This window comes from Vibrio sp. Makdt (genome assembly GCF_027587015.1).
Classification (GTDB): Bacteria; Pseudomonadota; Gammaproteobacteria; order Enterobacterales; family Vibrionaceae; genus Vibrio; species Vibrio chagasii_B.
In genome coordinates, this window is record NZ_JAPPTH010000001.1 from 265,681 (window position 1) to 277,470 (window position 11,790).

The following is an 11,790-nucleotide window of genomic DNA, read 5'->3' on the forward strand; positions in this document are numbered from 1 at the left end:
TGTGCCCTCGGCATTAAGCAGTAAGCTATTCAGACTGAATCTTGTTAGAAAGATTAAGACCGAAAATGAGGCCAGTAGGGGGATACCGGCCTCCTTCACTCAGGAGCTTGACTAGAGCTTTTTAGTTTCCGTTGAGAATACGTAGAACATCAGCAGGGTTTGTTGTGTTCTGTAGGCATTCCACAGCTTCTTCATCATCGAGTGAATTGGTAATAGCCATCAGCACCATGTTGTGCTCATCGCCTTGTGCGGCAATACCGATAACCATCTTCGCGATATCATCTTCATCTTCGCCCCACTGAATACCTTCAGGGTACTGACAGAAAACGATGCCGGTTTTTTGTACGTACTGTTTCGCTTCGATTGTGCCGTGTGGTACTGCGATAGACTCACCTAGGTAAGTAGACACAAGCTCTTCACGAGCAAACATGCCGTCTACGTATTCTGGTGATACGTTGCCAAGTTTTACTAATTGTTCGCCAGCAAACTTGATTGCGTCTTCTTTTTGAGTCGCTTTAAGGCCAAGGAAGATGCTGTCGTCAGTAAGTGCAAGCTTGTTGCCTTCTTGTGCTGGAGCTGCTGCAGGAGCCGGAGCTTCTACTTTCGCTTCACCACTTTGAGCATCGACAAGCTCAGCAACTAGTTGGTCGTATACGCCGCCGTCTAGGAAGTTGCTTAGAGACATATGCATCGCACCTGGCACAGTGCTACGAGCACGGTCTGTTAGGTCTTTATGCGTAATAACGATTTGCGAATCAGCCGGTAGGTTGTTGATTGCGTAGTTGGTCACTTCAATGTCTAGGCCTGCTGTTGCTACTTTCTTACGTAGTAGACCTGCCCCCATTGCACTTGAACCCATACCCGCATCACACGCTACATAAACTGCTTTTACATCCGCTAGGTTTACGTTTGCTTCTGCTGCTGCACCTTTAGAAGACGCTTTCATGTCTTTCATTTGTGCAGAAGCTTTTTCTAGAGACTCTTCGTCGTCATCTTGAGCTGAAGTCTTAAGCAGAATTGAAGCCACTAAGAAAGATACGGCTGTTGCTGCGATAACCGATAGAATCACGCCGATGTAAGAGCCTTTTGGCGTCATCAGTAAGACTGCGAAGATAGAACCTGGAGATGCTGGAGAGATAAGGCCAGAATCGAACATTACGTTAGTGAATACACCCGCCATACCACCTGCGATCACCGCAAGAATTAGACGTGGGTTCATTAGAACGTAAGGGAAGTAAATTTCGTGGATACCACCTAGGAAGTGGATGATAGATGCACCAGCAGCAGATTGCTTCGCGCTACCTTTACCAAACACCATGTAAGCAAGTAGAAGACCAAAACCAGGACCTGGGTTTGCTTCGATTAGGAAGAAGATAGAGCGACCCATCTCTTCAGATTGCTGAATACCTAGTGGAGAGAAGATACCGTGGTTGATTGCGTTATTTAGGAATAGGATTTTCGCAGGTTCAACAAAGATAGATGCTAGAGGTAGTGCACCCGCTTCTACCATTGCGTTTACACCAGCCGCAAGTCCGCCAGACAGAATCTTAACCGCAGGACCAATCACGATGAACGCGATGATCGCACAGATCATGCCGATGATACCCGCAGAGAAGTTGTTCACTAGCATTTCGAAACCACTCTTCACTTTACCGTGAACAGCTTCATCGAATTTCTTAATTGCGATACCACCTAGTGGACCTACAATCATTGCACCCATGAACATTGGGATATCAGTACCAACGATAACACCCATTGTTGTGATAGCGCCCACTACCGCACCGCGGTCACCACCAACCATTTTACCACCGGTGTAACCAATCAATAGTGGCAGTAGGTATGTAATCATAGGACCAACCATTGATGCTAACGTTTCGTTAGGCCACCAACCCGTTGGGATGAATAGTGCAGTAATGAAACCCCACGCAATAAATGCGCCGATGTTTGGCATTACCATATTGGATAAGAAACGACCAAAGTTTTGAACCTTAATCTTTGCTTCTGGTGATAACATAGGTAGAACCCCGTAATGTATTGGTTGGTCAAATGACCGAAAGTGTGTACTCAAAAGTCGATTAAAATGTATCACAACATTTCCAAAATGCACCTTAGCCCAACTTTCGTGATAGCCATCACACACGAAAAACACTTTCGGGTTAACAAGCACACCTTAGATCACAAAAACACTATGAATTTAAATTACAAAGCCAATTTAATGAGAATGGATATCATTAACACGCGATATAGATCACATTTTATTTTGTAATACTTAAAAATAAATAGTGACCAAAATCACACTTAATAAAATATAGCATCTAAGATCTATATAAACCGTATAAAAGAACATCGTGTCACGTATATAAAATATGCACCCAGATGAACAAAATCGCTACGCCTGTAATTTAATTACATATTGAGCTACATTTTGCTAAACATACAAAACGAGACCTAACGCTCTACTAAAAACATAGACCACTGAACTGCAGTTAGCATTGATAGATGTGATATGGTATTTACCAACGCTATCGCATCATATATCTCCAATACCTAACAGCTGATCACTCCGCTATTTGAGAAAAGACTATGTCAGACAAAATTTCCACATCCGCACTCGCTAAACAAAAAGGCATAGAAGCTAAAGCTTTATTTAGCGATCTAAAAACAGCAGGCTATATAGTGCGTTCACAAGAGCGTTGGATTCTCACAGAACGGGGAGAAAGCTTTGGTGGGGAATATGTCGAACACAAGAAGTTTGGTGTCTTTATTGTCTGGCCAGAGAAACTGCTTATCGATTTGGACTCATTCTCAGGGAAAACACTCACCGCCACCCAGCTTGGTAGTGCCTTTCAACTCAGCGCAAAGAAAATCAACTTACTGCTCAACGAGCTTGGTTGGATAACAAAAGAAGAAGACGGTTGGCATGTCACCTCTACAGGCTTAAAAGCCGGAGGTGAACAAAGAGAAGACAAAGCGACTCAAAACTTATTCGTGGTATGGCACGACTCACTGGTTCGCAATAAACGTTTGAAGCAGTCTGTTATTGAATTCCTAGGGCATGATGCTGAAAGCCACTCGACCGATGTGTCATTCTCCAGTTTTCGTCAGAAATTTGAGGCGAAGCACCGAAGCTTAGATGGGCATTATGTTCGTTCAAAGGGAGAGCTGATCATCGATAACTGGCTTTATATGGCAGGAGTGGTTCATGCGTACGAGCGTCCATTGCCGATATCAAAAGAAGTGATCAGCGATTTTTATCTACCGAGTGGCAAAGTATACATCCAGTTCTGGGGAACCGATTCTGCGCCAATCACCGAAGATAAACGTGAAACGACGAGAAAAATCTATGAAGAGCATGGTTTTGGTTTAATCGAAATCACGCCAGAAGAAATCCCCAACCTAGACAGCGTACTTCCGCCATTATTGCGCCAATATGGTATCAAGGCGTACTAAGCTACTGAATCTAGAGATTTCATCTCCATTAAGATCACATTTATCGAATCATTATGGACATTATTAACCATAGTGATTTGATATGTTCGCTATTTTTCCCGAGTCATTCTTCTATTATCTTACACCCATCGACTTGAGCTACCGCAGATACTCGATTTATTGGGGCATGTTCGATAACCATTTAGACGTTCAATCTATAGAGATTCGTTTAAATTCGTTATCCGTTTATTGTTGACGTGACTGAACATAAAACCCTACAACATTTATTATTGATAGATATTAGGACTCAACATGACTCATCCAATCATTACTGATCTAAACACTCGTTACACAGCTAAAAAATACGATGCAGAAAAACGCATCTCTGCGGAAGACATGGAAGTAATCAAAGAAGCACTTCGCTTGTCAGCTTCTTCTATAAACTCTCAGCCTTGGAAATTCATCATCATTGAGAGTGACGCAGCAAAACAACGCTTCCACAATACTTTCGAAAACATGTTCCAGTTTAACCAACCACATGCGAAAGAAGCATCACACACGATCCTGTTTGCTCACGATCCTAAGTACACTAAAGAGAAATTCGCGAAGCGTGCTGATACAGAAGTAAGCTCTGGTCACCTACCAGCTGAAATGTACGAGCAATTCCTAGGTGCATACGCATTCGCAGAAATGAACACTGACGAAACAGGTTTCAACGGTAACTGGACTAAGTCTCAAGTTTACATCGCACTAGGTAACACACTGCACACACTAGCTCGTCTAGGTATCGCTTCAACACCTATGGAAGGTGTAGACGCAGCTATGATCAGCGAAGAGTTTGCTGACGAACTAGAAGGTCACATTGTTGATGTAGCGCTGGCTATTGGCTACCACAAAGACGGTGAAGACTACAACTACGGCAAACCAAAAGCGCGCCTAGCTCTTGATGAAGTCATTACTACGCTGTAATAGACACTGATCTGTAATAGCTGAAACAAACAAATCGCACTGCTTTATTTGGCCAGACGTTCGTCTGGCCTTTTTTATATCTGTTATTTATCCAAGCCACCACCAAGTCATTAAGACACATTAATTTCAATATGATTACAGAAACCAACAAGTCATAAAGACACAAAGAGGAGTTCAAAAAGCAAACAAACACAATTAAAACAACAACTTAAAAATATGGCACGACTAGTGCAATGAGAGCCTTAGATATTTCAATAAGGTATTATCATTATGACTATTCACGTTAAATCAAATGTTCATTGGGTCGGCGTCCACGATTGGGAAACCGAGCACTTCCACGGTAAGGAATACCACATGAACAAAGGTACGAGCTATAACTCATACCTGATCCGTGAAGAGAAGACAGTGCTTGTCGATACTGTCGATCATCGCTTTACTGAGCAATTCCTTGCAAACCTAGAGATGGAAATCGATATCAATGAGATCGACTACATCATTTGCCAACACGCTGAAGAAGACCACTCAGGCGCGCTCTCTGCGCTGCTTGCTAAAATTCCGAACACGCCGGTTTATTGCACTGAAGCGGGTGTAAACTCCATTGTTGGTCACCACCACCAACCAGACTGGAATTTCAGAACCGTCAAAACTGGCGATACGCTCGATGTGGGTAACGGAAAGCAACTTATCTTCGTAGAGATGAAAATGCTGCACTGGCCGGACTCAATGGCAACTTACTTAACCGGTGATGAAGTCCTGTTTAGTAACGACGCTTTCGGCCAACACTACTGCGACGAAAACCTATTCAATGACCAGCTAGACCAAGTTGAGCTGCATGAACAGTGTCTGCGTTACTTCTCGAATATCCTGACGCCGTTTGCGCCGCTGGTTAAAGCAAAGATTGAAGAAGTGCTGAGCTTAGGCGTGCCGATTGATGTTATCGCAACCTCTCACGGCTGTATTTGGCGTGACAATGCGACTCAAATCGTTGAGCAATATTACGAGTGGTCGAAAGCCTACAAAGAAGATCGTATCACCATTGTCTACGACACCATGTCGAACAACACTCGCATGATGGCTGACGCGATCGCTAAGGGTATCCGCAAAGGCAGCCCAGAAACGGCAATCAAGGTGTTCAATATTTCTAAGCACGACAAGAATGACATCCTTGCCAATGTCTTCCGCTCAAAGGGTGTGCTTGTTGGCTCATCGACCATGAACAACGTGATGATGCCGCAAATAGCCGCGCTACTTGAAGAAATACACGGCCTGCGCTTTGCAGGAAAAAGAGCCGCAGCATTTGGATCTTCAGGTTGGACTGGCGGCGCAGTAAAACGCATCGATGCTCGCCTACGTGAAGCGAATTTCGAAGTCAGTGCACCACAACACATCCATTGGAAACCAGACACAGATGCCCTTCGTCAATGCATCGATTACGGCATGACATTGGCTGAGGTTTGGCGCGCCGATGAAACCGAGGTTAGCCAACCTAAGCAAGTGGAGCGCAACGTTCAGCCCATAGAATCAGCACCAACAATCTCCCCAATAGAGCTAAAAGACACAGCAGAACAGAACCTAGAACAAACGCAAGATAAGCCTGTCCACAGTGCAGACTGCACATGCTGGCGTTGCACGGTTTGTGAATGGGTATACGACCCACAATTAGGTGAACCGTACCAAGGTGTTGAACCAGGGACACCTTGGGCAAAAGTACCTGATGACTTCCTTTGCCCTGAGTGCCATTTAGGCAAAGAAGTATTTGTGGAGAAGTAACATGTCGAACATTGTGATTGTGGGTGGCGGTTTCGCTGCCCTACAAACTATCAAGATGGTACGTAAACTCGACCAAGATATCGCGATCACCATGATCACGGCAGATTCGGGGGTTGAGTACAGTAAGCCAAATCTTTCGCATGCGTTTAGTCAGGCGCAAACGCCAGAGACACTCTCAATGCATAACGCTCAACAGTTGGCTGAGCAGTACAACTTGGTTATCAAGACCAAAGCACTGGTCAGAGAAATCGATATTGAGCAACAATGTGTTCATGTCGGCGATGACACCATTCACTATTCGAAGTTGGTATTAGCAACGGGAGCAACACCATTTATTCCACCAGCAAAAGGGCTAAAACACGATGCGACTATTACGCTCAATAGTCTGGAGGAGTTTGAAAAGCACAAAGCGAAGATCGATGATGCTCATCGTGTCACTGTGATTGGTGGCGGCCTAATCGGAGTCGAGCTTGCCTTTGACCTCCAAGTCGCAGGAAAAGATGTCACGATCATCGAGCCTGCCAGCTATCTATTGAGCAGTTTAGTGCCGCCTTTCGTTTCTCTAGAATTGGAGCAAGTGTTACGAAAAGCAGGTGTGACCGTTGAAACAGACTCTGCCGTTTGTCGAGCAACTTACCTCAAAGAGGACATAAGGTTACAAACCACCTCTTCTCGATTGTTACGAACGGATGCAGTGATTGCAGCAGCAGGGCTGAAACCGAACACGACATTGGCGACACAAGCCGGAGTCACCGTCAACAAGGGGATCGTTGTCGACCAAACCATGAAAACCAGTGCTAACAATGTGTATGCGATTGGTGATTGCGCCGAAATTGAAGGGCGTATCATGGCTTATCTCCAGCCCGCGATCTTGTCTGCTAATGTGTTGGCAAAGCAGCTCATTACGAGTGATGACATGCCCGAGGAAGCTGGCATCAAACTCAAGTTGCCTCATATCATTACAAAGGTGAAGACCCCAAGCTACCCGATTCAGCTTGCAGGCCGAGATCTGCACACAGCTCAAAGCTGGGAGACTCGCTTTGACCCGAAAGGCATTATCGCAAAAGGCTTCAATGTAGATAATCAATTGGTTGGATTTATCGTCACCGGAGAGCACACTAAAGCTGCATTCCCTTTGCTTAAAGAGCTGCAAGCCAGCTCACCCGTATAAATACTGCTGCCAATAAAACGAAAACAGCCAGTCAATAGACTGGCTGTTTTATGCGTTAAGCGAGGTGTTCACATTAACCGATAAACGAGATGTAACCTTGCAGGATAATCAGGTTAACGATATCAATGAAGAATGCGCCGACGATTGGCACCACCATGAACGCCTGTGGTGATGGACCGAATCGGTTCACCAAAGAGCCCATGTTCATTACCGCTGTAGGTGTTGCGCCTAGGCCGAAACCACAGTGACCGCCCGACATAACCGCTGCATCGTAGTTTGAGCCCATCACCTTGAAGGTCACAAAGTAAGAGAACAGACCAAGCACCACTGCTTGAACACTCAAGATCACCAAGAATGGGATCGCAAGGTCGAAGATGTTCCACAGTTTCAGGCTCATTAACGCCATAGCTAAGAATAGAGACAATGACACAGTACCCAAAATATCAACGGTTTCGCTGTCGGTTTTATGCAGCTTCGTCACTTCAAAAACGTTCGTGATGAACACACCGATAAACAGAGCATAAACAAAGTCAGGAATCATCAACCAAGAAATTTCAAAGGTTGATACCCACTCTTCAAGATATCTTGCACCCGTAATACAGATAAGAAGAATGAACAAAACTTCAATTACCTTCTTGGCTGTCACTTTATCTTCTTCGTACTCGTTATAAGTCACCAGTTCAGGGAAGCGCTCGTGCGTTTGTGTGCCCGTGCCGTACTCTGATTCAAGATTGTTTTTGTCGATCAGTTTTTGCGCTACAGGGCTACCAATGATACCGCCAATGATCAAACCAAAGGTTGCCGAAGCCATCGCGATTTCTAGTGTATTGGCAATGCCGTAGGTATCAGCAAAGGTTTGCGACCAAGCCGCTCCTGTACCGTGACCACCAGACAGCGTAATAGAACCTGCGATCAGACCCATTAGTGGCTCTAGGCCAAGCGTCGTTGCCAGCGTCACACCCACTCCATTCTGGATAATGATGTAAACGGAAGCGACCGCTAAGAACAAAAACACCTTTGCGCCGCCTTTTATTAGCTGAGTGTAGTTAGCCGCAAGGCCTACAGTCGCGAAGAACATCAACATGAATGTGTTCTGCAAAGGCAAGGAGAACTCAAGATCAACGCCGTTAAAGTGCAGGGCTGTAATAGCAAAAGCGACAATCAAGCCACCCACAATGGGCTCTGGGATATTGTACTTTTTGAGAATCGGTAGCTTTGCGTTTACAAAATGACCTAGAAACAAAACGCTGATCGCGATTAAGAAAGATTCTAGTGGCCCTATTGAAATTAATTGATTCATATAACCTCTATTGTTTTACGTTCTCATCTTCCCTAATGAGTCTAGTTTTATCTGTAAATATTTGTGTTGCTCTGCCTATATTTGTGCAAATTGGTGAGAAATTGTGGATTAGAAAACCAAACACACTAGCGTGTCAGCTGAATGTCATGTTAGCAACAAGTTAACTTTAGTAGGAGATGAATGGTTTTGTGACCAGAATCAACACCTATCCATTTACTTCACCGCTAATGCGATCGCCGATTTAACCCTTTCTATATGCCTAAAAAAGCAAAAAGGAGCTATTACTAGCTCCTCTTTTATTACCATCGCTGGTAATTAGAATTTTTTCGGGGCATAACCCGTCATAACCTCAATGCGAAGCTCTTTACCAATCTTCGTCATTGGGTGCACAACGACTAATCCTTTTACAGACTTTTTCAGTTTACCCATATCCGCTTGCTCAGCTTTAGTAATTTCGCGGCTAAATGGCATATCAAGCAACGACTTACGTTCTTGATTCACATCGTAGCTTTGTTTGTGCTTAAGCTGGGCAATCTTCTTTGTTAGCTTTTTGATTTCTTCTTCAAATTGACGAACAACAGGACGATCATTACGAGCTTTAGCAGCCGCTAACTTATGGCGACACTTGTCTAAACGGTTGTTAATTTGTTGAAGTTCGTTTTTAGCACTCATAATAATTTCCTAAGATTAAGCAAGCCAATTCGGATTGGGGCGCGGAGTATAGCACAAGGGTTTACCTGAACCGAAATTTATCTGATAAATAGCCTTTGGAATAAAAAACAGCCTAAACTGTCTATCAGCCCATCGATACAAAGATGCCACTAATCCGCCGATCAGACATCAACCACAAGGACGTGTAATGACATCACCGAAACAAAGAGTATTGACCTACAGCCTAGTCCTTGGCTCTGTATTTGCCACAAGTTATGCATCCAGCGAAGCCTCCAATGAAAGCATGCTCGACAACAATCTGATTATTGAATATTCAGCGCCTCAAGACGAATCAGAGAGACAGCTTAAGCAAGAGATTAAGCAGAGTGGCGTTAATGACACCGTGGTCGACCTATCAAACCAACTCTTCTTGTTTGAGAAGCCATTAACCATTCAATATGGCGGGGAAGAAGGACCACTCTACGATCCACAAAACCATCAGGTGCTGATCCCTTATAGCTTTTACGCTGAGTCACTCCATTATTTCGAGAAGAACCAATACGAAAAAGAGTATGGGAAATCTGCGCAAACCGGCGCTATTGATACCTTGCTGCACACTCTGCTACACGAAGCTGGGCATGCGTATATCGAAGATCAGAACATTGCCATATTGGGTAAAGAAGAAGATGCGGTTGATAACCTAGCAACCGTGCTACTGCTTAACTACGTAGAGCATGGGGCTGATGCCGCTATCAGCGCTGCTGACATGTTCGCTTTCGAGTCAGAAGACCGCCCAGAGTATTACGATTTAGGTGAATACATCGATGAGCACAGCTTCGACCTACAGCGCTACTTCTCGACGTTATGTTTGGTCTATGGCAGCGACCCTGAGGCCTACAAAAACTTACTTGATGAAGTAGAAAACGACTACCTGAAAGACAGAAAAGAGTTCTGCGTTGAGCACTTTGATGTGATCAATGAAAATTGGCATCAGTATTTGAAAGAGAGTGACGGTGCTTAGATGCTTAGATGCTTAAAAGTTAGTGTCGAGAACGAGACAAAACGGCTTTGGTATCAAATACCAAAGCCATCACTCGATAGGTGTGGTTAAGTCTTACGTGTTAGGAGTTAGGAGTTAGGAGCTTGAACCCTAGACCTTCACTTTATACTTCAGATCTTGAGCTTCATCGCCGGTCATGCCTCGAAATCCCCAGCAGTGCGATGGCTGTTCCTTAATGGTGATTTCAATATCAATCGGAGAGATAGAGAGCTGCTTTTCAATCTCAGAAAAAATCTTCTTAATTAGGCGCTTTTTGGTGTTCACCGCTCGACCTTCCATCATGTTGATCTCAATAACGGTGTATGCCTCTGTCCGTCCTTCAGGGTAAAAGAAATCGTCTCTTTCTAAAGGCACAAACCTATGTGCGCGCTTGTCATCAGGTAAACCCATCTCACTGTTTAAACACTGTTGCAACACGTTCGAGAGTTGCAACTTAATTGGATTTAAGCACTCTTTGATACCATAGATAACAATCATGACCATTCCTTTGATGCGATGTCAGGTAAAGAAGAACGTTAGATAGCAGCATCGTCTAGCCACTACCCATTCGCTTACTATTTGTACATATAGTACCTAATACCGTCGATGAAAGAAGGTTAACACAATGAATTTATGAACAGGTGCAACAAAAAACATATCCTCACCAAATAGCAGCAAACAATTACAGCCACAGCGAATTGATCGAACCCTAGCCACTGACCGTATATCTCCTTGAATCACATCTGAACTAAGGAGTGCTATGTGCCTAATACACCTAGGAAGACCACACGGACAAAAGCCGAACCAGAAACACCCGTAGAGTCTTCTCTAGAACTCGCTGTGTTTCCCCTCCCCGTCTTCCTGTTACCTGGAGGAAGACAGAGATTACGCATTTTCGAACCCAAATACCTTGCGATGGTCGCGCACGCAGCGCAGGGCGATGGCTTTATTATTGCCACTCAAGACAACGTAAACTCAGAACATCTCAGCTCATGGGGAACCAAGGTATCCATCGTCGACTTTAATATGTCCGATGATCAGATATTGGAGATCGATGTGGAAGGTCAGCAACTTGTGCACCTTCACACCTCTCATAGAGATACCGTTGACCTAATCAAAAGTAAATTCAGACCACTGCCCCATTGGCCAGTTCTCGAATACGACGTGCCTAACGTGTTTACTGCGTTTTTGGTTCAACTGTTTCGCGACCACGATTCGATAAGAGCCCTTTATCCCGCACCTGATTTCGAGAGCCCACAATGGATTTGTGCGCGACTACTCGAGATGATGCCTATTCCCTTGGAAAAGAAAACAGAGTTCACCGAGCCCGCTAGCTTTCCTTCTTTAGTTCCTTTTTTGAATCAAATCATTACGGGGCAATAAGCACTTTTCTTCGCTATAATTTTGTATAGTGGAAATTAATTTAAATTAAAGTGATCCCGGCCTTCAACTTCCACGTAG

At 44.3% G+C, this 11,790-nt stretch carries 10 protein-coding genes; 6 read left to right on the plus strand and 4 right to left on the minus strand.

Annotated features, from left to right (window positions below; genetic code table 11):
* Window positions 1–121 precede the first annotated feature (121 nt).
* The gene (locus OH460_RS01135) at window positions 122–2,014 is read right to left on the minus strand and encodes a PTS mannitol transporter subunit IICBA (protein WP_269994272.1); all 1,893 of its coding nucleotides are present in this window, start codon (window positions 2,012–2,014) and stop codon (window positions 122–124) included.
* A gap of 569 nt (window positions 2,015–2,583) precedes the next feature.
* Here OH460_RS01135 and OH460_RS01140 point away from each other — a divergent pair.
* From OH460_RS01140 to norW, 4 genes are all read left to right on the plus strand, one after another.
* Window positions 2,584–3,450 (plus strand): glycerol kinase, encoded by an 867-nt coding sequence (locus OH460_RS01140; protein ID WP_269994274.1) that lies wholly within the window; start codon window positions 2,584–2,586, stop codon window positions 3,448–3,450.
* A gap of 291 nt (window positions 3,451–3,741) precedes the next feature.
* The gene (locus tag OH460_RS01145; RefSeq protein ID WP_048610277.1) at window positions 3,742–4,398 is read left to right on the plus strand and encodes a nitroreductase family protein; all 657 of its coding nucleotides are present in this window, start codon (window positions 3,742–3,744) and stop codon (window positions 4,396–4,398) included.
* Window positions 4,399–4,668: 270 nt separating this feature from the next.
* Window positions 4,669–6,168: an anaerobic nitric oxide reductase flavorubredoxin gene (norV, locus tag OH460_RS01150; RefSeq protein ID WP_269994278.1), complete on the plus strand. Its 1,500-nt coding sequence runs from the start codon at window positions 4,669–4,671 to the stop codon at window positions 6,166–6,168.
* 1 nt (window position 6,169) lies between these two features.
* Window positions 6,170–7,339 (plus strand): NADH:flavorubredoxin reductase NorW, encoded by a 1,170-nt coding sequence (norW, locus tag OH460_RS01155; RefSeq protein ID WP_269994280.1) that lies wholly within the window; start codon window positions 6,170–6,172, stop codon window positions 7,337–7,339.
* 73 nt (window positions 7,340–7,412) lie between these two features.
* Here the strand turns inward: norW and gltS are convergent, their stop codons facing one another.
* Both gltS and OH460_RS01165 read right to left on the minus strand, forming a co-directional pair.
* Complete coding sequence (gene gltS / locus OH460_RS01160) at window positions 7,413–8,639, minus strand: sodium/glutamate symporter (protein WP_061032903.1); 1,227 nt, start codon at window positions 8,637–8,639, stop codon at window positions 7,413–7,415.
* A 315-nt stretch (window positions 8,640–8,954) separates the two neighbouring features.
* Entirely contained in the window at window positions 8,955–9,311 is a 357-nt protein-coding gene (locus tag OH460_RS01165) for a YibL family ribosome-associated protein (RefSeq protein WP_061032902.1), read from the minus strand.
* Window positions 9,312–9,498: 187 nt separating this feature from the next.
* Between OH460_RS01165 and OH460_RS01170 the strand changes: the two genes are divergently transcribed.
* The gene (locus OH460_RS01170; RefSeq protein WP_269994284.1) at window positions 9,499–10,311 is read left to right on the plus strand and encodes a DUF4344 domain-containing metallopeptidase; all 813 of its coding nucleotides are present in this window, start codon (window positions 9,499–9,501) and stop codon (window positions 10,309–10,311) included.
* Window positions 10,312–10,440: 129 nt separating this feature from the next.
* On the opposite strand, the gene OH460_RS01175 is transcribed toward OH460_RS01170, so the two are convergent.
* The gene (locus OH460_RS01175; RefSeq protein ID WP_009846092.1) at window positions 10,441–10,827 is read right to left on the minus strand and encodes a tautomerase family protein; all 387 of its coding nucleotides are present in this window, start codon (window positions 10,825–10,827) and stop codon (window positions 10,441–10,443) included.
* Between the two features lie 264 nt (window positions 10,828–11,091).
* Between OH460_RS01175 and OH460_RS01180 the strand changes: the two genes are divergently transcribed.
* Window positions 11,092–11,712, plus strand: a complete 621-nt coding sequence (locus OH460_RS01180; RefSeq protein WP_269994288.1) for an LON peptidase substrate-binding domain-containing protein — start codon at window positions 11,092–11,094, stop codon at window positions 11,710–11,712.
* Window positions 11,713–11,790: the final 78 nt, after the last annotated feature.

What these genes read in the sequence shown, in the direction of transcription:
- OH460_RS01135 (WP_269994272.1), bottom strand. Translation starts at nt 2,014, where the DNA reads ATGTTATCACCAGAAGCAAAGATTAAGGTTCAAAACTTTGGTCGTTTC.
- OH460_RS01140 (WP_269994274.1), top strand. Translation starts at nt 2,584, where the DNA reads ATGTCAGACAAAATTTCCACATCCGCACTCGCTAAACAAAAAGGCATA.
- OH460_RS01145 (WP_048610277.1), top strand. Translation starts at nt 3,742, where the DNA reads ATGACTCATCCAATCATTACTGATCTAAACACTCGTTACACAGCTAAA.
- norV (WP_269994278.1), top strand. Translation starts at nt 4,669, where the DNA reads ATGACTATTCACGTTAAATCAAATGTTCATTGGGTCGGCGTCCACGAT.
- norW (WP_269994280.1), top strand. Translation starts at nt 6,170, where the DNA reads ATGTCGAACATTGTGATTGTGGGTGGCGGTTTCGCTGCCCTACAAACT.
- gltS (WP_061032903.1), bottom strand. Translation starts at nt 8,639, where the DNA reads ATGAATCAATTAATTTCAATAGGGCCACTAGAATCTTTCTTAATCGCG.
- OH460_RS01165 (WP_061032902.1), bottom strand. Translation starts at nt 9,311, where the DNA reads ATGAGTGCTAAAAACGAACTTCAACAAATTAACAACCGTTTAGACAAG.
- OH460_RS01170 (WP_269994284.1), top strand. Translation starts at nt 9,499, where the DNA reads ATGACATCACCGAAACAAAGAGTATTGACCTACAGCCTAGTCCTTGGC.
- OH460_RS01175 (WP_009846092.1), bottom strand. Translation starts at nt 10,827, where the DNA reads ATGATTGTTATCTATGGTATCAAAGAGTGCTTAAATCCAATTAAGTTG.